The sequence below is a fragment of the Pseudomonas wuhanensis genome, from assembly GCF_030687395.1.
GTDB classification, from domain to species: Bacteria; Pseudomonadota; Gammaproteobacteria; order Pseudomonadales; family Pseudomonadaceae; genus Aquipseudomonas; species Aquipseudomonas wuhanensis.
On record NZ_CP117430.1, the window covers coordinates 1,968,597 to 1,989,411 of the forward strand.

General features: G+C 58.9%; 20 protein-coding genes. 7 read left to right on the forward strand and 13 right to left on the reverse strand.

The window, feature by feature from the left end; translation table 11 throughout:
- Positions 1–44 precede the first annotated feature (44 nt).
- Positions 45–353, reverse strand: a complete 309-nt coding sequence (locus tag PSH88_RS09065; RefSeq protein ID WP_305425886.1) for a hypothetical protein — start codon at positions 351–353, stop codon at positions 45–47.
- A 324-nt stretch (positions 354–677) separates the two neighbouring features.
- Between PSH88_RS09065 and yegS the strand changes: the two genes are divergently transcribed.
- Positions 678–1,595: a lipid kinase YegS gene (yegS, locus tag PSH88_RS09070; RefSeq protein WP_305425887.1), complete on the forward strand. Its 918-nt coding sequence runs from the start codon at positions 678–680 to the stop codon at positions 1,593–1,595.
- Here the strand turns inward: yegS and PSH88_RS09075 are convergent.
- The 3 genes from PSH88_RS09075 to PSH88_RS09085 all read right to left on the reverse strand — a co-directional run bounded on the left by PSH88_RS09075 (position 1,579) and on the right by PSH88_RS09085 (position 4,075).
- Positions 1,579–2,238: a response regulator gene (locus PSH88_RS09075; protein ID WP_305425889.1), complete on the reverse strand. Its 660-nt coding sequence runs from the start codon at positions 2,236–2,238 to the stop codon at positions 1,579–1,581. The genes yegS and PSH88_RS09075 overlap by 17 nt on opposite strands.
- Complete coding sequence (locus tag PSH88_RS09080; RefSeq protein WP_305426961.1) at positions 2,235–3,128, reverse strand: sensor histidine kinase; 894 nt, start codon at positions 3,126–3,128, stop codon at positions 2,235–2,237. The genes PSH88_RS09075 and PSH88_RS09080 overlap by 4 nt, the downstream gene beginning before the upstream one ends.
- Before the next feature lie 476 nt (positions 3,129–3,604).
- A complete protein-coding gene (locus PSH88_RS09085; RefSeq protein WP_305425890.1) occupies positions 3,605–4,075 on the reverse strand; it encodes a hypothetical protein in 471 nt (156 codons plus the stop codon).
- A 462-nt stretch (positions 4,076–4,537) separates the two neighbouring features.
- On the opposite strand from PSH88_RS09085, the gene PSH88_RS09090 reads away from it, so the two are divergent.
- Complete coding sequence (locus PSH88_RS09090; RefSeq protein ID WP_305425892.1) at positions 4,538–5,473, forward strand: chemotaxis protein CheV; 936 nt, start codon at positions 4,538–4,540, stop codon at positions 5,471–5,473.
- 178 nt (positions 5,474–5,651) lie between these two features.
- The gene (locus PSH88_RS09095) at positions 5,652–6,455 is read left to right on the forward strand and encodes an MOSC domain-containing protein (protein WP_305425894.1); all 804 of its coding nucleotides are present in this window, start codon (positions 5,652–5,654) and stop codon (positions 6,453–6,455) included.
- 72 nt (positions 6,456–6,527) lie between these two features.
- On the opposite strand, the gene ppnP is transcribed toward PSH88_RS09095, so the two are convergent.
- The 8 genes from ppnP to PSH88_RS09135 form a co-directional block, all read right to left on the reverse strand.
- Positions 6,528–6,812, reverse strand: coding sequence for a pyrimidine/purine nucleoside phosphorylase (gene ppnP / locus PSH88_RS09100; protein ID WP_305425896.1), 285 nt, complete (start codon positions 6,810–6,812; stop codon positions 6,528–6,530).
- 74 nt (positions 6,813–6,886) lie between these two features.
- Positions 6,887–7,435 (reverse strand): 3'-5' exonuclease, encoded by a 549-nt coding sequence (locus tag PSH88_RS09105; RefSeq protein ID WP_305425897.1) that lies wholly within the window; start codon positions 7,433–7,435, stop codon positions 6,887–6,889.
- A gap of 71 nt (positions 7,436–7,506) precedes the next feature.
- Positions 7,507–9,468, reverse strand: coding sequence for an acetyl/propionyl/methylcrotonyl-CoA carboxylase subunit alpha (locus PSH88_RS09110; protein WP_305425898.1), 1,962 nt, complete (start codon positions 9,466–9,468; stop codon positions 7,507–7,509).
- A gap of 116 nt (positions 9,469–9,584) precedes the next feature.
- Entirely contained in the window at positions 9,585–10,382 is a 798-nt protein-coding gene (locus PSH88_RS09115; protein WP_305483516.1) for an enoyl-CoA hydratase/isomerase family protein, read from the reverse strand.
- On the reverse strand, positions 10,379–11,536 hold the full coding sequence (atuD, locus tag PSH88_RS09120; RefSeq protein ID WP_305425900.1) for a citronellyl-CoA dehydrogenase: 1,158 nt from the start codon (positions 11,534–11,536) through the stop codon (positions 10,379–10,381). The genes PSH88_RS09115 and atuD overlap by 4 nt, the downstream gene beginning before the upstream one ends.
- Positions 11,537–11,594: 58 nt before the next feature.
- Positions 11,595–13,211: a geranyl-CoA carboxylase subunit beta gene (gene atuC, locus PSH88_RS09125; RefSeq protein ID WP_305425901.1), complete on the reverse strand. Its 1,617-nt coding sequence runs from the start codon at positions 13,209–13,211 to the stop codon at positions 11,595–11,597.
- Between the two features lie 2 nt (positions 13,212–13,213).
- Positions 13,214–14,128 (reverse strand): SDR family oxidoreductase, encoded by a 915-nt coding sequence (locus PSH88_RS09130; RefSeq protein ID WP_305425903.1) that lies wholly within the window; start codon positions 14,126–14,128, stop codon positions 13,214–13,216.
- Between the two features lie 12 nt (positions 14,129–14,140).
- Positions 14,141–15,943 carry an acyclic terpene utilization AtuA family protein gene (locus tag PSH88_RS09135; protein ID WP_305425904.1) on the reverse strand — a complete coding sequence of 601 codons (1,803 nt, stop codon included), beginning with the start codon at positions 15,941–15,943 and terminating at the stop codon, positions 14,141–14,143.
- Between the two features lie 178 nt (positions 15,944–16,121).
- Between PSH88_RS09135 and PSH88_RS09140 the strand changes: the two genes are divergently transcribed.
- The 4 genes from PSH88_RS09140 to PSH88_RS09155 all read left to right on the forward strand — a co-directional run bounded on the left by PSH88_RS09140 (position 16,122) and on the right by PSH88_RS09155 (position 19,810).
- Positions 16,122–16,748 carry a TetR/AcrR family transcriptional regulator gene (locus PSH88_RS09140; RefSeq protein WP_008015249.1) on the forward strand — a complete coding sequence of 209 codons (627 nt, stop codon included), beginning with the start codon at positions 16,122–16,124 and terminating at the stop codon, positions 16,746–16,748.
- 93 nt (positions 16,749–16,841) lie between these two features.
- Positions 16,842–17,636 carry a substrate-binding periplasmic protein gene (locus PSH88_RS09145; RefSeq protein WP_305425905.1) on the forward strand — a complete coding sequence of 265 codons (795 nt, stop codon included), beginning with the start codon at positions 16,842–16,844 and terminating at the stop codon, positions 17,634–17,636.
- A gap of 171 nt (positions 17,637–17,807) precedes the next feature.
- Positions 17,808–18,647, forward strand: coding sequence for a sugar-binding protein (locus PSH88_RS09150; protein WP_305425906.1), 840 nt, complete (start codon positions 17,808–17,810; stop codon positions 18,645–18,647).
- A 149-nt stretch (positions 18,648–18,796) separates the two neighbouring features.
- A complete protein-coding gene (locus PSH88_RS09155) occupies positions 18,797–19,810 on the forward strand; it encodes a GNAT family N-acetyltransferase (RefSeq protein ID WP_305425907.1) in 1,014 nt (337 codons plus the stop codon).
- 106 nt (positions 19,811–19,916) lie between these two features.
- Here PSH88_RS09155 and PSH88_RS09160 read toward each other — a convergent pair whose 3' ends face one another.
- The gene (locus PSH88_RS09160) at positions 19,917–20,465 is read right to left on the reverse strand and encodes an RNA polymerase factor sigma-70 (protein ID WP_007894994.1); all 549 of its coding nucleotides are present in this window, start codon (positions 20,463–20,465) and stop codon (positions 19,917–19,919) included.
- Positions 20,466–20,815: the final 350 nt, after the last annotated feature.

Below are 20,815 nucleotides of genomic sequence, written 5' to 3' on the forward strand. Positions count from 1 at the left end.
GCAAGCCCGGTTGATCGCATTGGGCTTGCGTGCATGACCATTCCTTAACGTGCCAGAAGTGTCACGACCTGGTCGAAGCGGCTGTTGGCGATCCAGGCCAGAAGCCCCAGGATCACGGCTGTTCCACCAGCTGAATAGGCAAGCCGGTGTTTGATGGATTTGACGTCATCCCGGACTTCATCCATGTCTCTTCGGATGTACTTGAGGTGTGTCTCCAGTTCAATGACGCGAGGTTCCATATCAACTTCTCCGGCGGATTTTGCGCTGTTTTTGAGTTCAGCCTGATGATTGGCGCGATTTTCTGCGAACGGCGCGACCGGAGTTACCGGTAGTCTGAGGTCATGGCTTTGCATGGAGTAACTGGCTCCTTGCGTTAAAACCATTCAAGTGGTCGATGCCGTTGTTGCTTGCGCTTGTTGAGGCCCTTAAGGGGGTTCCATTCATTGTTTTTCACGTCCCTGTGTAAATTAACGGGTGATGACTGATACCGAGACACAACGGTGTACCAATTGCCCGGTTGGGTCAATTGAGCCGATTCCTCACGTTTTGTAAGAAAAAATACCGCTCTGTAGGACTCACGTTTCCTTCCCTTGGAAATAATTAAAATCCTTTCGACTTTTATGAGGGGCTGCGAGGTCAACATGTCCCATGGATATGCGGATATGGGAGTGGCAAAAATGAGCGAGCGCAAGGCGCTGTTGATTCTACATGGCAAGCAGGCACTCAATGAGGAGGTCCGTGCAGCCGTCGAAGGCAAGCGCCAGCAGGGCTGGGAACTGGCTGTTCGACTGACCTGGGAGGCCGGTGATGCGCAGCGGTTGGTGGATGAAGCGCTGACGGCAGGCTATACGCAGCTGATTGCCGGCGGCGGTGATGGCACCTTGCGTGATATCGCCGAAGCCATGGCAGCGCATTCGACGCAGGCCAGCCTGGTGCTTTTGCCCTTGGGCACCGCCAACGATTTTGCTCGCGCTGCCGGTGTGCCTCTGGAGTCCGCTCAGGCGTTGGACCTTCTGGAGGCTGCCCCGCGAGCCATTGATCTGGGAGAAGTCGGCGGGCAGGTTTTCCTGAACATGGCCACTGGCGGCTTTGGCAGTCAGGTCACGGCCAATACCTCCGAGGATCTGAAAAAAATTCTTGGAGGCGCCGCTTATCTCTTCACGGGTTTATCACGCTTCAGTGAGTTGCATGCGGCCTATGGCGAGTTGCAGGGGCCGGATTTTCACTGGCGCGGCGAATTGTTGGCATTAGGCATTGGCAATGGTCGACAGGCTGGCGGTGGTCATGTGTTGTGCCCGCAGGCGCTGGCTGACGATGGTCTGCTGGATATCAGCATTTTGCCCGCGCCACAGGAAGTGGTCGGTACCTTGAAAGACCTGCTGAGCGATGGCTTTGGAATCGACAACATGTTTGTGCGAGCTCGCTTGCCATGGGTCGAGATCAAGGTCTCGGAGGGCCTTTATATCAACCTTGATGGGGAACCTCTGGAGGGCGATAGCCTGCGTTTCTCGGCGCGCCCGGCGGCATTGCGTGTGCATTTGCCCGAGGGCTCGCCACTGCTGAGCGTCTCGAACCCAGCTAATCGTCCAGACTGATGATTTGTTCGCGCACGGCGAACAGCACCAGGCCGGCCACATCATAGATCTGCAAGCGTTTCATGATCTGTGAGCGGTGCGTTTCGACGGTCTTGATGCTCAGACCCAGGCCATTGGCGATTTCCCGGGTGGATTTTCCGCGAACAATCAGTCGCAGAATTTCCAGCTGGCGTGCCGTCAGGTTGTGCGAGTCTTGGGGTTGCGCCTGATTATTCTGGGTTCGGGTCAGTGCCTGGTTGATGACGGTATGGGCAATGGCCGGGCTCAGGTAGCGTTCGTTATTGCGCAAGGCATCCAGGGCATGTTCGAGCTCGGTGGCCGTGGTGTCCTTGAGCAGGTAGCCATGCGCCCCTGATTCCAGTGCCTGCATGATGAGCGCCGGGTCGGTATGCATCGACAGGATGAGCACTTTGCACTGCGGACGTACTCGCTTGAGTCGCTGCAAGGCTTCAAGGCCACCGGTTTCCTTCATGGAGATATCCAGCAGAATGATGTCCGGGGATAGCTGTTCGACCATTTCGACCAACTGCGAGCCGTCATTGGCCTCCCCGACTACCGCATAGCCGGGAATATCCAGCACCAGAGCGCGCACGCCAGCCCTGATAAGTGAGTGGTCGTCCACCAGAAGTAAGTTACAAGTCAATGCATAACCTTATTCGTACTGGCCCGTTCTAGCGCGCGGGGCGCCCAGGGGAAGAGTGCTTCTATTTGAGTGCCTTTGCCCGGTTCGCTGGTCACGGTCAGTGTGCCACCTAACTGATCGATCCGTTCCGACATCCCGGCCATTCCCCGTTGCCCTTCGCGAGCGGGATCTGCCGCTGGCGCGAAACCCAGGCCATCGTCGCTGATCAACAGCGTCAGGCCTTGGGGCAGGCGTTGCAGGCGGATCAATAGATTTCTGGCCTCGGCGTGACGCAGTATATTGGTAACGGCTTCTTGAGTGATTCGAAAAGCTGCCACCGCTATTTCCTCCGGTATGCCCGTCAGGCGTTGATGGCATTCCAGGCTCCAGTGCACGGAGGTATTGGCCAGGGTCCTGAGTAAATGTGCTCGCAGGCTGGCTTCCAGCCCGAGACTGGCCAGTTGCCGCGGATTGAGGATGGCCGAGACGTCGCGAACCTTGGCCAGGGTTTCGTCCAGCGTATCGCAGAGTACCGAACACTGACCCTGCAGTTCTTCGGGCAATCGACGTTTGAGCCATTCACCTTGAAGTTTTGCGGCGGTCAGCAATTGACCAATGTCATCATGCAGCTCTCGACTGAGCCGGTGGCGTTCGTTTTCCTGCACTTGCAGCAGACGGTCAGCCAGTTCTTGAGGTTGAAACTTTATCGATTTGCGCGAGAGACAATGTCCCACCCAGACACAGGCCAACGCCGCACTGTTGAGCACCAGCAGACTCACCGGCAGAGGGATGGACAAGCTATAGACCAGCAGGCTGCCAAGCGCCGAGCAGATGCACAGAAAAAGCGTGAACCGGCGCGCGTTTTTTCGGGAGGGTGGCCACAGGGTAATTGACTTGAGGCTGGCGTACATAGCGGATGGAGCCAATGGATGTTCGCTGCGGGCAGACCGGCCATTTAGGGGCTGACGGGTCTCTGTGTGGAAATCGTTGTGTGAAGTCGCTTTCAATGGCTGCGGTGCAGTGATCGAAATACAGCTTTCAATGTGCTCGCCTAGAGTCACTCTGTCATTAATTGACGTCAACTAATGGTCGGCATAATACCACTTAAGATACCGTTGGTCGCGTTCGGGTATATACCTCTATACCGTCAGGAAATATAGTTTCTGGACGATAGTTCCACAATGAAAAAACATTCGATTTTTATCGTCGGAAGATATCGATTGCCAGGGATTTTGTTTTTATTGCCAGGCACTCTCTGACGTCGACACAGGGATAACTATTTATTTAGGGCTGTTGTCGACTGGTATTCAATTGCGATATGAGCGCATCAAGTTATAGGGCTGCGTCATGGCAATAAAAAGCGCAAGACGGCTAGAAACTGGTGATTTTAAGCTTGCCGTTCCGAGAACGAAACGAGCCTGAACGGTCTGGAGTGGCTGGGCGGCTGAAATTGACTTTGTCCCACATGAAACGCAAACGCTTCAATCAGCGAGGTCTGTTCAGTGTCATCAAGACTGAGTTGGCCGGTAGTCTGATCGATGAGTTCGAGTTGCCAGGCCATGAGTGTGAAGCAGTCCTTGAGTGCATCCAGGGCTTGATCGTGCAGGTCCATGTGGTTCTGCGCGTGGCTCAGCAGTCCATGAATATGCAGCGAGAACTCCGAGACCGTCGCCAGTGCCAAGGCATCGGCTTTGCTGGACAGCTTGAGAAGGGTGCTGAGCATGCAATCGATGGCGTCCCTGTCATTGCTGATCAGTTGCAAATGACTCAGGCATTCCTCGGATTTGGCCAAGAGTGTTTCAGCCTCGACGAGAAACTCTGGAAATCGCTGAGCCCACTCTTTGGTGTCGTTCGGCATGCTTATCTCCACAACGTCATGTCAGATGAGGGAATGTCGTGCGTGCCGACGAAAAGCACAGGTGTCCCGGCACCGCCAGTCCTTTGTGAAATCGCGCTCCAACAGGTTTGAGCGCCGGCTGGGGAACTCGAGAGGGTGGGTGGCCACTGACCTGCGATCGCACACAAAAGCCTGACTCCGTTCATGCAATGAGAATGGCGTCACATTAATGGCTATTGGATATTGCGAATATCAGGTTGGGCCTGATTGTTACTAGGGGAATCCCTTACACAGGGGAACCTAACGTGCAAACCGAGGTCGCGCCGCAGGGAATGGAGCAGATGAAATCCCGGAGTCAGTAAAGCATGATGTTAATGTGACATCAATGCCTGATCGTGGCATTTTGTCTGGGGGTCAAGGTCCGGCAAAAACAGCCGATAACTCCCTTTAGTGAATTCATCAGAACAAGCCCAGGAGTCATTAATGGCCGGCATTCTCGACACGGTAGACCAACGCACGCAACTGGTGGGTGAGAATCGCCTGGAAATTCTCATGTTCCGGCTGGCCGGACGGCAATTGTTTGCGATCAACGTCTTCAAGGTCCAGGAAGTGCTGCAGCTACCGAAGCTGACCCTGATGCCGCAACGTCATCCCTTTGTTTGCGGTGTGGTCAACCTGCGTGGCCAGACGTTGCCAGTGATCGACCTGTCCCAGGCCATCGGCATGCGCCCGCTGGTGCCAAGCCCCACCAGTACCATTATCGTCACCGAGTACAACCGCTCGGTGCAGGCGTTCCTGGTCGGTGGTGTGGACCGCATCGTCAACATGAACTGGGAAGCCATTTTGCCGCCGCCAACCAGCGCCGGTCGCCAGCATTACCTGACCGCCATCAGCAAGGTCGATGATCAGTTGGTGGAAATCATCGATGTCGAAAAAGTCCTGGCCGAAATCGTTCCATACAACGCCAAGGTATCGCGCGACAAACTCGACGATCCGGTTCTGGAGCTCGCCCGGGGCCGTGAAGTGCTGCTGGTGGATGACTCGAACGTGGCCCTGTCGCAATTGCGCGACACCTTGGGTCAGTTGGGCGTGAAGATGCACATTGCCAGCGATGGCTTGAAGGCGCTGAACATGCTCAAGGCCTGGGCCGATACGGGCGAAGTCATGACTGACAAGCTGCTGATGATCTTCACCGATGCGGAAATGCCGGAAATGGACGGTTATCGCCTGACCACCGAAATTCGTAACGATCCCCGTTTGCGCAGCCTTTATGTGGTCTTGCACACTTCGCTGTCGGGCAGCTTCAACGACTCGATGGTGAAGAAGGTCGGCTGCGACAACTTCCTCTCCAAGTTCCAGCCCGACAAACTCGTCGACGTGGTGCGCCAGCGCCTGATGCTCGACGCAGTTCCGGCCTGAAATGGGCATGTAGGAGCCAGCGGTGCGGCGATCCGACTTGCCGGCGAAGGCGTCCCTAAGAGCGCCTTCGCCGGCAAGCCTGGCTCCTACGAAAAGCGGGCAAGCCCTCGCCACAGGGTCTTTGATTCGGCGATCAAGCTCGTATAGGGTGGCGTTTTTACCCACCAGGGAGCTGGCCATGCGTCTGAGCGCGCTTTATCGTTATCCGTTGAAATCCGGCAAGGGCGAGAGCCTGAATCAGGTCAGCCTGGACAAGCTGGGACTGGACGGCGATCGACGCTGGATGCTGGTGGACGAGGCCAGCGGGCGCTTCCTGACCCAGCGCGCGGTCGCGAAAATGAGTCAGCTGTCAGCGTTGTGGAATGCCGACGGCGGCTTGACCCTCAGTGCTCCGGACCATTCACCGATCGATATTGCGTTGCCCGACGGTGAAGCCGAGCTGCGTGGCGTGACCATCTGGCGCGACACCTTGCGCGTTCCCGATGCCGGCGATGCGGCGGGTGCCTGGGTCAGTGAGTTCATCGGCAAGCCGACGCGCCTGGTGCAAGTGCCGCTTGATCGCGCGCGGACCACCCAGGCGGGCTACGGAAAGGATGATGATCAGGTGGCTTTTGCCGACGGCTTTCCGTTGTTGCTGATTGGTCAGGCGTCGCTGGAAGACTTGTCGAACAAGGTCGGTCGGCCGCTGGAGATGTTGCGTTTCCGGCCCAATCTGGTGATCGAGGGCAGCGAGGCGTATGCAGAAGATAGTTGGAAGCGCGTCCGCATTGGCGACGTTGAGTTTCGCGTGGTCAAGTCCTGTTCACGCTGCATTCTGACCACCATCGACCCGCAGACCGGCGAACGCAGCGAAGATCGTGAGCCGCTGGCGACCTTGCAGAAATACCGCACCGTGGCCGATGGCGCGATGTTCGGTCAGAACCTGGTCAACGACGGTAACGGCCGCCTGGAAGTCGGCATGCCGGTGACGATCCTCGAATAAAGCTCTTCAAGATGAAAAAATGCCCGTGTCCAAGGACACGGGCATATTTTGTCGCTGTGAAAACCCGGGGGTTTAGCCGCGGTATTCGCACAGGTAAGCGGTGTCGACGGCCACTTTCAGCTGGAACTGGCTGTTGGCGGGCACGTTGAACTGGCTGCCAGCGGCGAAGGTTTCCCAGGTGTCGCTGTCAGGCAGTTTGACGGTCAGGGCGCCGGACACCACGTGCATGATTTCACGCTGGCTGGTGCCGAATTTGTATTCGCCCGGTGCCATGACGCCGATGGTCGCTGGACCTTCAGCGGTGCCAAAGGCGATCGACTTGACGGTGCCGTCGAAGTACTCGTTGACTTTAAACATGGGCGGTTCCTCGAAAAGGGCTGAAAAGGGCCGGCCAGTATGCACAAGGTGTCGATAGGCGTCACCTCCTGCACTCAAGGATTAGCGGGGAAAACCAGCGGTAACAAACGCGCAGTATTGCGCGCGTCTTCCAGCGCCCGATGCTGCTGACCGTTGAACTGCAGGCCCGCCAGTTGCAAGGCTCCATTAAGCCCCAGCGGGCGCTCGAGCCGACGAGCCTTGGCGAAGCGTTGCTTGAGATTCATGTGCGGTACCCGGCTCAGGGCGCTGTCGAGTTGCAGGCGCTGCCAGTCCTGAAGCAGTTGCTTGCGGTCGTAATCGCCCCAACTGGCCCAGCCTTCCAGGCGCGCGTGATGTTGACCGAGCCAGCGTTCGAACGAGGACCAGACATCGGTGAGCGGCTGTGCGGCATCGATATTGGCCTGGGTGATGTGGGTCAGTTCCCGGCAAAACGGCGTCAGCAAGGGCCGGCGCAACGGGCGCACGAAGCACTGGAAGTGATCCAGTTCCTGGCCCTTGCGGTCCACGAGGGTGGCACCGATTTCGATGATTTCCATTTCCGTTACTGGCCAGCCACCCTCATCGGTGGTGGCTTCCAGATCAATGACCAACCAGTGAGGCATCGCAGGGTTCCTGGTATCCGCGTCCTGATAGGGCTTGAGCGTAGCCAAACCCGGCGGATCCGCCTAGCGGCTTATTCGACCTCCAACAAAATCTGACGATTTTTTACCTGATCGCCGACCCTGACCTGCAAGCGTTTGAGCACGCCGTCGATACCCGATTTGAGCGGATGTTCCATTTTCATCGCTTCGAGCACCACCAGCAGCTGACCTTTGCTGACCGGGCTGCCCTCACTGACCAGTACATCGACGATCGCCCCGTCCATTGGTGCCTTGAGCGTGCCGGAACTGACACTGGCCTGGCCGCTGACCCGCGCCTGGGTCCGATCGACCAGCCGCAGGCTGCCGGGGCGCGTGAACAACCAGAGTTGCCCGGCCTCGAGGCGATAGGCATGGCGTTGGCGGGTGCCGTCGATTTCCAGGGTGGCCCAGCGTCCGTCGCATCCGATGATCTTCAGTTCGAGGGCACGAGCGCCGATCTGAGCACGGTAGGGTTTGCCGGGTTCAGCGTTCAATTCCACCGGCCAATCATGATCCTCCAGGCCGATTCGGTAGTGCAAAGGCACGCTGGCGTTGTTGCGCCAACCGGCCAGCGGGGCTCGGTGAGCCTGTGCCGACGCGTGATAAAAAAGCGCCGCGGCGATGGCCAGTTCTTCGGCGCTCGGCACATGGGGATGCAGGCAGGGATGATCGGTAAAGTACGTGGGGATGAACCCGGTGCTGAACTCGCCGCCGATGAACTGTGGATGTTCCAGCAGGCTGGCGAGCAAGCGCTGATTGCTCTGTACGCCCAGCAGTACGCTGTCCTGTACTGCCCGCAGCAACTTGCGCCGGGCTTCTTCGCGGGTGGCGCCGTGGGCGATGAGCTTGCCCAGCATCGGGTCATAGAACGGGCTGACAGACTGGCCTTCGATCAGGCCATGGTCGATCCGCACGCTGCCCGGCAACGCAGGCTCCCAGGCTGCGATTCGCCCGGTTTGCGGCAGAAATCCCTGGGCCGGATCTTCGGCGTACAGGCGCACCTCCATGGCATGCCCGTTGAGCTGCACCTGCTCCTGTCGTAGTGGCAGCGGTTGTCCTTCGGCGACGTGTAATTGCCAGGCCACCAAATCGAGGCCGGTGATCAGCTCTGTCACCGGGTGTTCCACTTGCAGCCGGGTATTCATCTCCAGAAAGTAAAACTGCCCGCGAGCATCCAGCAGGAACTCCACAGTGCCAGCGCCGACGTAATTCACCGCGCGCCCTGCCTTGAGCGCCGCTTCGCCCATGGCCTGGCGCAGCTCGGCGGTCATTACCGGGCAAGGCGCTTCCTCGATGATTTTCTGGTGGCGGCGCTGAATCGAACAGTCGCGCTCACCGAGGTAGATCAGGCTGCCGTGCTGATCGCCGAACACTTGAACCTCGACGTGACGCGGGTCGATCAAGGCTTGCTCGAGGATCAGTTCGTCGCTGCCAAACCCATGCAGCGCCTCGGAGCGTGCGGTGCGAATCTGCTCCAGCAACTCTCCAGCGCTGTGCACCAGGCGCATGCCACGACCGCCGCCGCCGGCACTGGCCTTGATCATCAGCGGGTAGCCGATGCGTTCGGCTTCGCGGCTCAGGGTCGCGTCATCCTGTTCGCTGCCCTGATAGCCTTTGATACAGGGCACGCCCGCTTTGATCATGGCGAGTTTCGACAGGCGTTTGCTGCCCATCAGTTCGATGGCCTCGGGGCTGGGGCCGATGAAGATGATGCCGGCCTGTTGGCAGGTGAGGGCGAATTCTGCGTTTTCCGAGAGGAAGCCGTAACCGGGGTGGATCGCATCGGCACACGTGCGCCGGGCGGCGTCGATGATTGCCGGGATGTTCAGGTAAGACTGCTGCACCGGGGCCGGGCCGATGTTCACGGCTTCGTCGGCCATCTGCACATGCAATGCGTCGGCGTCGGCCTCGCTGAACACGGCGACGGTGCGGTAGCCCAGCGCTTGTGCGGTGCGCTGGATGCGGCAGGCGATTTCACCGCGGTTGGCGATCAGGATTTTGCTAAAGGCGGGCATGGGTTATTCCCTTTGTATTGCGGTGAATGTGATGGCCCCATCGCGGGCAAGCCCGCTCCCACAGGATTTTGTGAACGACACAGATCCCTGTGGGAGCGGGCTTGCCCGCGATGCTTTTATGGCGCCCACCCCGGTTTACGCTTCTGCACAAAGGCCATGGTCCCCTCGACCCCTTCATCCCCAGTCACCGCTTCGCTGAACCACTCGGCCGCCTGATCGAGCAGGCCATCCGAAGGTTGTCCGGCACTCGCCAGCAAGAGTTTTTTGGTCGCCGCATTCGCCCCCGGGGCGCAACACAACACATGGGCCAGCACTTCATCGAGGCGCTCGGCCAAGGCTTGCGGGTCATGCTCGACAAAATGCACCAACCCCATCCGCCGCGCCTGGTTGCCATCGAACCGTGCGGCGGTCAGGGCCAGTCGGCGGGCTTGGGTCAGACCAATGCGCTGCACCACGAACGGCGCGATCTGCGCCGGCAGCAGGCCGAGGCTGGTTTCCGGCAGGCCGAATTGCGCCTGATGATCGGCCATCGCGATGTCACTGACACAGGCCAGGCCGAAACCACCGCCAAGCACCGCGCCTTGCAGCACGGTGATCACCACTTGTGGCGCGTGCTGGGTTTCTTCCAGCAAGGCGCCGAACACGCGGTTCAAATCGCGATAGGCCGTTTGGCCCTGAGTGCGGGCGTTGGCCATGTCCTTGATGTCGGCACCGGCACAAAAATGCCCGCCGGCACCGCCAATCACCAACGCGCGAACCTGCCGGTCATCCCGCACCGCCGCCAGCACTGCACGCAATTCGGCAACCATTTGCAGGTTCATGGCGTTGCGACTGTCGGGGCGGTTTAGGGTGATGTGCAGGACGCCGTTATGCCGTTCTAGCAACAGGGTCTGACAAACGGGAAGGGTGCTCATTTCTTTTTCCCCGGCAGGATGCCCATGAGTTTGCAGATGATCCCCAGCATGATTTCGTCGGCACCGCCGCCGATCGACACTAGCCGCACGTCGCGGTAAGCCCGGGCCACCGGGTTGTCCCACATGAAGCCCATGCCGCCCCAATATTGCAGGCAACTGTCGCTGACTTCCCGACCGAGTCGCCCGGCCTTGAGTTTGGCCATGGACGCCAGACGGGTGACATCCTGGCCTTTGATGTATTGCTCGGTGGCCTGATAGACCAGCGCCCGCAGGCATTCGATTTCGGTTTGCAATTCGGCCAGGCGGAAATGGATGACCTGATTGTCGATCAGCGCATTGCCGAAGGTTTTGCGCTCCTTGCAGTACTCGATGGTGCTGTCGACGCAGTATTCCAGGCCTTTGATCATGTTCGCCGCGCCGAACAATCGTTCTTCCTGGAACTGCAGCATCTGCATCATGAACCCGGCGCCTTCGTGGCCGATGCGGTTGCGTTGCGGTACGCGCACGTTGTCGAAGAATATCTGGGCGGTTTCCGAGCTGCGCATGCCGAGCTTGTCCAGGTGCGAGCTGAGGCTGATCCCGGGGCTGTTCATTGGCACCATGATCAGCGACTTGTTGATGTGCGGTTTGTCGTCCGAGGTGTTGGCCAGCAGGCAGATGAAGTCGGCGCTCGGCGAGTTGGTGATCCACATCTTGCTGCCGTTGATCACGTAGTCATCGCCGTCCTTGCGGGCGGTGGTTTTCAAACCTGCTACGTCGGAGCCGGCGCCGACTTCGGAGACGCCGATACAGCCAACCTGCTCGCCGGTGATCGCTGGCCGCAGGAACTCTTCACGCAGTTCATCGGAGCCGAATCGTGCCAGAGCCGGGGTACACATGTCGGTCTGCACGCCGATGGACATCGGAATGCCGCCGCAATGAATGGTGCCGAACTCTTCGGCCGCCACAATCGAATAGCTGTAATCGAGCCCCATGCCACCGAATTTTTCCGGTTTGGAAATCCCCAGCAGACCGAGGTCGCCCGCCTTGCGGAAGATCTCATGGATCGGAAAACGCCCGGCCTTTTCCCATTCCTCGACATGAGGATTGATCTCGTGATCGACGAATTGGCGGATGGTGCGACGCAGTGCTTCGTGTTCCTGGGTGAAGATCATTTTTTATTGTTCTCCTGTCGAACCCGATCGTTCCTTTGCTGCGCATGGGAACGATCAATCAAAACCTCGCGACGCCGAAACTGTTGGGTTGCAGCGAACGAACCTCGGCCTCATGGCAGATATCCAGCAGGTACCCGAGCAGGGTCCGGGTGTCCCGCGGATCGATCAGCCCGTCGTCCCACAGATTGGCGCTGCCATACAGCGCTGTGGACTGGCTGTCGAGTTTCTGCGCGGTGACCTGTTCCAGCATGTCGAGCATTTTCGGGTCGGGCACCACCCCGTCCTTGAGCTGTTTGGCTTCGGTGACGATCCGCAACACTTTGCCGGCCTGGGCGCCGCCCATCACCGCGGTGCGGCTGTTGGGCCAGGCGAAGATGAAACGCGGGTCGAGGCCACGGCCGCACATCGCGTAGTTGCCGGCACCGTAGGAGCCACCGACGACGATCGTCAATTTAGGCACCCGAGCATTGGCCACCGCTTGAATCATTTTGGCGCCGTGCTTGATCACCCCTTGTTGCTCCGACTCGGTGCCGACCATGAAACCGGTGGTGTTGTGGAAAAACAGCAGGGGCGTCTGGCTCTGGTCGCAGAGCTGAATGAACTGTGCAGCCTTGCTCGCACCTTTGGGCGTAATTGGGCCGTTGTTGCCGATGAAGCCGCAGGCTCGACCCTGAATCTGCAAATGCCCGCAGATTGTTTGCGGGTCGAACTCGCCCTTGAATTCGAGGAAGTTCGACGCGTCGGCAATCCGCGCGATGATTTCGCGCACGTCGTAGGATTTTTTCGGGTCATCCGGGATCAGGCCCAGCAGTTCGTCGATGGGGTAGAGCGGTTCTTCCCACTGACGTTCGGGTAACCATTGCAACTGATCGTTCCATGGCAACAGGCTCATGATCTCGCGCACCTGGCGCACGCCATCGGCATCGTTCTCTGCCAGGTATTCGGCGGTGCCGGCGGTTTGCGCGTGCATCTCGGCGCCGCCCAGTTCTTCGTCGGTGGCGACTTCACCGGTGGCGGCCTTGAGCAGTGGGGGACCTGCGAGAAACAGCTTGGCCTTGCCGCGCACCACCACCACGTAATCCGACAACCCCGGCTGATAAGCACCGCCTGCCGTGGCCGAGCCATGGACCACGGTGATTTGCGGCAAGCCCATGGCCGACATCCGCGCCTGATTGGCAAAACTGCGCGCGCCTTCGACGAAAATCTCCGCCGCGTAATTGAGGTTGGCGCCTCCGCTTTCCGCGAGGGTGATTACCGGCAGTTTGTTTTCCATGGCGATCTGTTGCAGGCGCAGTGATTTTTTCAAACCGCTGGGGGAAATGGTTCCACCCTTGATCGCGCTGTTGTTCGCCACCACCAGCACTCGTGCGCCGGACACGTAACCGATCCCGGCGATCAAACCGCCGCCGGCCGAGCTGCCGTCCTTGTCGTCGTGCAACTTGTAGCCGGCCAGGCTCGCCAACTCGAGGAACGGTGCGCCGGGGTCGAGTAATAAATTGAGGCGTTCACGGGGTAGCAGTTGCCCGCGCTTGTCGAACCTGGGCTTGGCTTCGGCGGCTTTGCTCAGCAGGTTCTGCTCGAGCTGACGGACCTGCTCGATGCCGGCCAGCATGGCCACCCGGTTGCGGGCAAACGCTTCGCTGAACGGATCTACCTGGGACTGGATGACCGGCATGGTTATTCCTTGTCCTTGAGCTCGTCTGGTTTGGACGCGTCTGGTTTGGGCACGTCGGGTCTGAGTACTTCGGGTAAATACGCGCGGTGAAAGCCGTTGTAGGAGTGACTGTTCTGCGCCTTGTGCATCGGCCAGGCCCGCCCGCCGAGGCTGGCGGCACCGTCGATGCGTAGCGTGCTGCCGCTGACAAAAGCGGCTGCCGGGCTGAGCAGGAAAACAATCGCCGCGCTGATTTCCGATTCGGTGCCAATGCGTTTGAGTGGTACGTGTTCGCACAAGGTCGGGATCACGGCCCGGAACGCACCTTCGTAGGTGTCCATGCCGCTGGAGGCGACCCAGCCTGGCGCGACGGCGTTGACCCGCACGCCGGCATAGCCCCATTCAAACGCGGCGGTCTTGGTGAAGTTGTCCATGCCCGAGCGCGCCGCACCTGAGTGGCCCATGCCGGGCATGCCGCCCCACATGTCGGCGAGCATGTTGACGATGGCGCCGCCGTGCTTGCTCATGGACTGATTGAACACCTCACGGGCCATCAGAAAACCGCCCACCAGGTTGGTGCGCAGTATGGTTTCGAAACCTTTCTGATTGATCGACGCCAGGGGCGAGGGGTACTGCCCGCCAGCATTGTTGACCAGTCCATGAATCGGTCCGTGTTTGCGGATTAGTTCGCTGACCAGTTGCGTGACGGCGTCTTCATCGCGGATATCGCAGACCTGCCAACTGGCTTTACCCCCGTCTTCGGTGATTTCGGCGGCGACCTTTTTCAGTTTCTCGGTATTCCGTCCCACCAGCAGCACATGCGCGCCGAGGGCTGCGAGCTCGTGAGCGGTGCAACGGCCGATGCCGCTGCCGCCACCGGTGACGATGATGTTTTGGCCGGCGAACAGGTCGGGTTTGAAAATCGAGTCATAAGCCATGGCGACAGTCCTCTAATTGACCTGATCGGCGATGCGCTGCGGCACCGGAATCTGGATCTCCAGCAGTTGTTGGGCGAAGGCCTTGCCTTGCGGATCGATCCGCAGGCTGGCCACGCCACCGCCGCCGAGCGCGTTCTCCAGAAGAAAATTAAAGCTCTGAGTGCCTGGTAAATACCAGCGTTCGACACGCCCGTGGATCGGATCGAGGACATGGCTCATCCAGTCGACCATCACCGCAGGTGTCAGCGCTTCGGCGATCCACGGCAGGTAGTCGGGATGGCGGGCCATGACGCCGATATTGCTGTGATTGCCCTTGTCGCCGGAGCGCGCCACGGCGAGTTTGATCAGGGCCACGCTGGCGTCGGCGCGTTCTGTGGGTTGGGGCGGATCGAACGGTAGCGGCAAGTCATCCGGGTCGAGTACATCGAGGGCGGGCAGGGCGCACGGGTGGCGCTCACCGGCGAGGTCGATTTCCAGGCTGCAGGCCGTTTTGTCGATCAGGAATGAAAACAGCCGGATCAGCGGGTACACCGTCGGCCGCCCGCCGACGATCCCGGTCAGCCCCGGCGCCATGCCGGTGGCGGCCTGGGCGATTTCCCGGGAAAACAGAATCAAGGCTTGTTTGCTCGGATGGCGCACGGCGAGTTTGATCACCACTTCGCGGCTGTCCTGGCGCTGGCCATGAGGGCCATAAGTGGCTTCGCTGCCCAGCAGTTCGATGTTCACTTCGCTGTAGGGCGCCCAACCGCGCTGGCAGAAGATTTCCGCGGTCTTGTTGATGATCGCCTGGCTGACCCGTCGGGCCTTGGCCACGGCATCGATCCCGGCGATCAGGCAGCTGGCGGTACAGCGAAAACCGTCCGGATAGGTGGCGCTGACCTTGTACTGATCGGTCGGCGGCAAGCCTTTTGCGCCATGCACCTGCACCGCGTTTTTGCCTTGCTGCACGAGTTTGACCTGACTGAAGTCGCACACCACATCGGGCAGCAAATAGGCCTGCGGGTCACCGATTTCATAAAGCATCTGCTCGCCCACCGTCAGGGGCGTGACCAGGCCACCGGAACCATCGGGTTTGCTGACGATGAACTGGCCGTCGGCGCCGACTTCGACGATCGGAAAACCGATGTGTTCATAATCGGGCACGTCGTGCCAATCGGTGAAATTGCCGCCGGTGCACTGGGCGCCACATTCAATAAGGTGCCCGGCCAATGCAGCCTGGGCGAGTTTGTCGTAGTCGTGCCACGACCAGCCAAACTCATGCACCAGCGCGGCGCTGACCACGGCGCTGTCGACCACGCGCCCGGTAATCACAATGTCGGCACCCAGGCGCAAGGCTTCGACAATGCCTGGCGCGCCGAGGTAGGCGTTGGTCGACACACACATCGGCGGCAGGGGTGCGCCACTGAACATCTCATGCAGGCCAAGGCTGCTCAGGTGTTTGAACTGGGGTTGCAGGTCGTCACCCGACAGCACGGCGATCTTCAACGTCACCCCGGCCTTGTCACAGGCAGCTTGCAGGGCAGCGGCGCAAGCCTGTGGATTGACGCCACCGGCATTGCTGATAACGCGAATCTTCTGTTCCGCGAGCTGGTTGAGGAGGGGGCTAAGGACTTCGATGAAGTCGCTGGCGTAGCCGGCCCCCGGATCCTTCATCCGCGCCCCGGCCATGATCGACATGGTGATCTCGGCCAGATAATCGAACACCAGATAGTCCAGTCGTCCACCTTCCACCAATTGCGCGGCGGCGGTCGAGGTGTCGCCCCAGAATGCGCTGGCGCAACCGATACGGATTGTTTTAGGCGCAGCCAATTCCATAACCACCTCCGGCAGAAGTGCTTCGAGACTACCAAGCAAGCGCTTGGTTTGTAAACGACTGAAATATCTTCTGCCCAAGCGCTTGCTTGGTCGCCCCCGCCAGCTTAAATTGCCCGCGCAACCCCGCTGTTTTCGCGGGCAGCGGCGTAATTGATTGATCGACTGTAGGAGAGAACGGGTGGACGAGCAAAAAGCCCTGAGGGTGATGCGCGAATTGGTCGACAGCGGCCAATTGACCGACCCGGACAGCGCCCGCGGCAAACTGCTGCAAGTGGCCGCTCACCTGTTTCGCAACAAGGGTTATGAACGGACCACTGTGCGCGATCTGGCCAGCGCGGTGGGTATTCAGTCAGGCAGCATCTTTCATCACTTCAAAAGCAAGGACGAGATCCTGCGGGCCGTGATGGAGGAGACCATTCGCTACAACACCGCGTTGATGCGTGCAGCGCTGGCCGAGGCCGGCAGTGTGCGCGAGCGGGTTCTGGCGCTGATTCGTTGCGAATTGCAGTCGATCATGGGCGGCAGCGGCGAAGCCATGGCGGTGCTGGTGTATGAATGGCGTTCGCTGTCAGCAGAAGGCCAGGCGCAGGTTCTGGCGCTGCGCGATATTTATGAAGACATCTGGCTGCAGGTACTGGGCGAAGCCAAGGACGCCGGTTTTATCCGTGGCGACGTGTTCATCACCCGCCGTTTCCTGACGGGCGCGTTGTCCTGGACCACCACCTGGTTTCGTGCCGATGGCAGCATGAGCCTCGATCAATTGGCTGATGAAGCGCTTATTCTGGTGCTTGAAGAACGGCAGTGAGCCGTCTATCTCGGCAAGAAACTGGCTAAGTTAGCAAAACCGCCTAGCTTGAATGCATTGATGGGTATTTTTCTCGGGGAGTAGGCTGTTTTGATGTCTTCACCAATTCGGACAGCGTCCCGGCTTTTGCTGGCGGCGCTTGCAGTGTGCTGCGTGTTGCCGTCCCAGGCTGCACAGTTGGTGCGGGTCGGTGCCGCGCATTTTCCACCCTATACCGTGCGTCCGGAGTCCGGTGCCGACACCGGTCTGTTGCCGCAACTGGTGGAAGCGCTGAATCGGGTGCAAACCGACTATCAGTTTGTGCTGGTGCCCACCTCCATTCCTCGACGTTTCAACGACTTCAAGGAAGGCCGGGTCGATATGGCGATTTTCGAGAACCCGGACTGGGGCTGGAAAGACATCCCGCATAGCCTCGTCGACATGGGCCTGGAAGATGCAGAAATCTTTGTCGCGCAGAAGAAACCCGATCGCGATGAGAGTTACTTCAAGGACCTGATGGGCAAGCGCCTGGCCCTGTACAGCGGCTATCACTACGAGTTTGCCAATTTCAATGCCGATCCCAAGTACCTGGCCGACGCCTACAAGGCCACGTTGACCTATTCCCATGACAGCAACTTGTTGATGGTGCTGCGCGCACGAGCAGACATTGCTTTGGTGACACGTTCCTACCTGAGCGATTACCTGCTGCGCAACGAGAAAGTCGGCGAACAATTGTTGGTGTCCCAACGCATTGATCAGGTCTATCACCATTACGCCCTGATTCGCCCGCAGGCACCCATTACTGGCGAAGCATTCGGCAAGTTGCTGCAAGGCCTGCGAAACAATGGCCAGATGCTGAAGATTTTCGATCCCTACAAAATTGCCCTGGTGCCGGTGGGCAAGCACTGACAGATAGAGTTTCCAGGGGCAGGGGGGGCGGACGACCATTCATCTGGTATTTATGTTCTGCTGTTCGAATGGTCGAATTGACAGTAGACGCTTCGCCTAACGTGGTCTTAGCTCCTTTCCTGTGTCCGACCCCATGGAGGGGTTGGCGCTCATTCAGAAAGGATTTCTGTCATGACAACCCCCTCGTTGGTTTCTCTCTCCTGTGTGCCCGCTCCTGTGGTGCCACAAGCCGTCAACGATGTACTCATTCTGAAAAAACCTGATGATTCGGCCGGTGTCACGGTCGAGGTGGCGCGTTGGCCATTCATGGTGGTTAATCAAAAGACAACGCTGCATGTCTGCGGTCAACAAGCCGACGGCTCGCCAGTGATGCTGCGAGTGGCTGACGCCGAGCCCGTCACGCAACAAGAGTTCCAGGAGGGCTGGCGTCGCAATATTGCCTGGGCGTCTTTGCAGAATCTGAAAGACGGGAGCCATCTCGCGTTTGTTTTTCAGGCGGCGCTGGATGGAGGCAGTTGTGCTAGTCCGGTGCTGTTCCCGACATTGTGTCTTGAGGTTCAGGCGCCTTTTGACGATACAACGACCTTCTCGGAAAAAGACGGTACCAATAACTGGAATGGCTGGATGAGGGGGGAGGCTGCGGCTGATCCACGGGATCTCACCATCACCAGAGATGGAGATATCTACGTATTATTCGACAACACCTACACCAACAACTCTGCCGGGACAGTGTTGAAAAAGACCTTTCAGGGGCTGGAAGTGGGTCGGTCCTATGAGTTCGGGGTGACCGTGCGCAGGTGGAATGACAAATATTCAGTTCCGGTGCTGTCACTCAACAGCGGAGCGCAAGTCATTGCCCCCGCGACGGAAATTTCGTCAATGGCCTGGGCTCCGCTCAAAGGCACGTTTACCGCGAGTGCATCACAGATGGAGTTGCAGATCGTTAACCATGTCGCCACCGGAAACGGCAACGACTATGCCTTCCGCGAAATCTGGGTCAGGTCGATCTAGCGCCTGCGTAACGTCAATGGCCTGGAACTGATCCGGGCTGTGCATGCCACCGCGAACGCTGATTAAGGTTCGCGGTGCTTTTCGTTAAATTTCCCTGCCTGGCTCACGTCACCTCAGTTAACTGTCGACGATTACCGTGAGCCCGACCCATGTCCAATCTGAATGACCTGACCGCCCTGGCCTTGCCGTCAGGCAACCGTCTTGTAGCCGATGAAACCACAAGTCGCCTGAGCCTCAGCCTGGAAGGGCAGCCGCTGATCGAACTGCTGCTGACCCGCGAGCCCGAATTGCATTTGCGGTTGGAAGAGCGCTTCGGTCGTCCTGACGGTCAAGCATTCTGGGCAGCTTGTTATTGGCTGTTTGCCCGTGATGCGGCTTGTCAGCGTCTGACCTGGCAACTCGATGATGTGCCTACCGAAGCCTTGCTCAGCGGATTGCTGATCGCGACCGAAGTCACCGGCCAGTATCACTGCGAACGCACGCTGTTCTGGCAATTGCCTCAGCCTTGGCTGGGTGAGTCGTTGACCGGTAGCTATCCACAGCAGATGGTCATCAGTGACGGCAAGCGCCACCCCCTGCGTGCGGTGAAACCCCGTGGTGAGGTCTATCGGCGCTTTGATGTGCGGCTCGGTGCATGGGTTTCCCTGCGTACACTAGAAATCGAGCAGGACCTGGCGCGTTTCAACCGCTGGCAGAACAGCCCGCGGGTGGCGAGTTTCTGGCAAGAGGAGGGCAGTCTCCAGAAGCATCGCGAATACCTGAGCAAGCTTGAAGCCGACCCGCACACCTTGACGCTGATCGGTTGCTTCGATGATCAGCCGTTTGCCTATTTCGAAGCCTATTGGGCCAAGGAAGATCGCATTGCGCCGTTCTATGATGCCGGCGATTACGACCGTGGCATTCACATGCTGGTGGGCGAAGAACATCACCGCGGCCCGCACAAAGTGGCGAGCTGGCTATCGGCGCTGGTGCATTACCTGTTTCTCGATGATTCGCGCACTCAGCGGGTGGTCGCCGAACCTCGCGCCGACAACGCGAAGATGATCGGGCACATGCACAATCAGTGTTTCCACTGCGAAAAAGAGTTCGACTTCCCGCACAAGCGCGCGGCGCTGATGATGCTGGGGCGTGAGCGGTTTTTTGATCGGTGTTCGTTGGCTTGATGCGTAAGGCTCAAGGGCTGTGGCGGTCTTGAGTCAGCCTTCGTGGGCAAGCCTCGCTACAGGGAATCGCATTCCCCCTGTGGAGCGAGGCTTGCCCGCGAAGCTTTTAACGGCGTGCGAACGTATCCGCACGATTACCCGACACCTTGCGGCAATGCACCAGCGCGTCACGAATCATGAAGTTCACCAGGGTGGGCGATACGCCGAGTTCCTTGGCGATGTCTTTTTGCGGCACGCCGTGCAAGCGGTACATCTCGAAGGCGTAACGGGTGCGGCTGGGCAGCTCCGTCAGCGCATCGGCAATGTTTTCCAGGGTCGAGAAATTCATGTGCGAGGTTTCCGGCGAAGCGCCCTGAATCACCACGTTCAGACCTTCCTCTTCCGGGCCCGAATACTTCTGCTCCAGCGCCTGCTTGCGGTAATGATCGATCGCCAGGTTGCGCACGATCTGGAACAGGTAGCTGAGCTGCGCCTTGATTGACGATGTGATCTGCGGCGCCGATTGCAGTCGGAAGAACGCATCCTGCACCACGTCTTCGGCGCGTGATCGGCAACCGGTGATGCGGGCGGCAATCTTGACCAGAATCAGTCGGTTGTCGACGAAAGCCTGAAGTAGCGGTGAATCGCACCTGCTTGTGGATACTTGTTCCGTCATTGGAAATCACCTTGCTGCAAATAGGGTCGTGGGACGACAGGGGGATCGTCGTCGTCCTACATATCGAGCGGTAAATTATGTTGAATGATAATGATTGTCAATTGAGAAAGAGAATTAATGCTCCACGAAAGAGCAGAGTGAGAACTGCGACACGCTGACTCACCTACCGACCTCAAGCCTGCTGGCGCTCTAGCCTGGCGACTAATTATTTCAAGACCTCATCCGTTCTCATTGGTGAATGGCTGCGGGCGCAAGCCCCGGCCAAAACAGCATTCCCAAGCCTTGCGCGGTCGGCGAAGACCGCGTCCTGCATGCCCATGAACGGGTGTGACGTACGAAAACCGATTCCA

Coding starts and splice junctions, on each gene's coding strand:
- PSH88_RS09085 (WP_305425890.1), bottom strand. CDS start 4,075: ATGCCGAACGACACCAAAGAGTGGGCTCAGCGATTTCCAGAGTTTCTC.
- PSH88_RS09115 (WP_305483516.1), bottom strand. CDS start 10,382: ATGAGCACCCTTCCCGTTTGTCAGACCCTGTTGCTAGAACGGCATAAC.
- atuD (WP_305425900.1), bottom strand. CDS start 11,536: ATGATCTTCACCCAGGAACACGAAGCACTGCGTCGCACCATCCGCCAA.
- PSH88_RS09135 (WP_305425904.1), bottom strand. CDS start 15,943: ATGGAATTGGCTGCGCCTAAAACAATCCGTATCGGTTGCGCCAGCGCA.
- yegS (WP_305425887.1), top strand. CDS start 678: ATGAGCGAGCGCAAGGCGCTGTTGATTCTACATGGCAAGCAGGCACTC.
- atuC (WP_305425901.1), bottom strand. CDS start 13,211: ATGCCGGTCATCCAGTCCCAGGTAGATCCGTTCAGCGAAGCGTTTGCC.
- PSH88_RS09065 (WP_305425886.1), bottom strand. CDS start 353: ATGCAAAGCCATGACCTCAGACTACCGGTAACTCCGGTCGCGCCGTTC.
- PSH88_RS09150 (WP_305425906.1), top strand. CDS start 17,808: ATGACAACCCCCTCGTTGGTTTCTCTCTCCTGTGTGCCCGCTCCTGTG.
- PSH88_RS09160 (WP_007894994.1), bottom strand. CDS start 20,465: ATGACGGAACAAGTATCCACAAGCAGGTGCGATTCACCGCTACTTCAG.
- PSH88_RS09105 (WP_305425897.1), bottom strand. CDS start 7,435: ATGCCTCACTGGTTGGTCATTGATCTGGAAGCCACCACCGATGAGGGT.
- PSH88_RS09110 (WP_305425898.1), bottom strand. CDS start 9,468: ATGCCCGCCTTTAGCAAAATCCTGATCGCCAACCGCGGTGAAATCGCC.
- PSH88_RS09130 (WP_305425903.1), bottom strand. CDS start 14,128: ATGGCTTATGACTCGATTTTCAAACCCGACCTGTTCGCCGGCCAAAAC.
- PSH88_RS09155 (WP_305425907.1), top strand. CDS start 18,797: ATGTCCAATCTGAATGACCTGACCGCCCTGGCCTTGCCGTCAGGCAAC.
- PSH88_RS09095 (WP_305425894.1), top strand. CDS start 5,652: ATGCGTCTGAGCGCGCTTTATCGTTATCCGTTGAAATCCGGCAAGGGC.
- PSH88_RS09145 (WP_305425905.1), top strand. CDS start 16,842: ATGTCTTCACCAATTCGGACAGCGTCCCGGCTTTTGCTGGCGGCGCTT.
- PSH88_RS09090 (WP_305425892.1), top strand. CDS start 4,538: ATGGCCGGCATTCTCGACACGGTAGACCAACGCACGCAACTGGTGGGT.
- ppnP (WP_305425896.1), bottom strand. CDS start 6,812: ATGTTTAAAGTCAACGAGTACTTCGACGGCACCGTCAAGTCGATCGCC.
- PSH88_RS09080 (WP_305426961.1), bottom strand. CDS start 3,128: ATGTACGCCAGCCTCAAGTCAATTACCCTGTGGCCACCCTCCCGAAAA.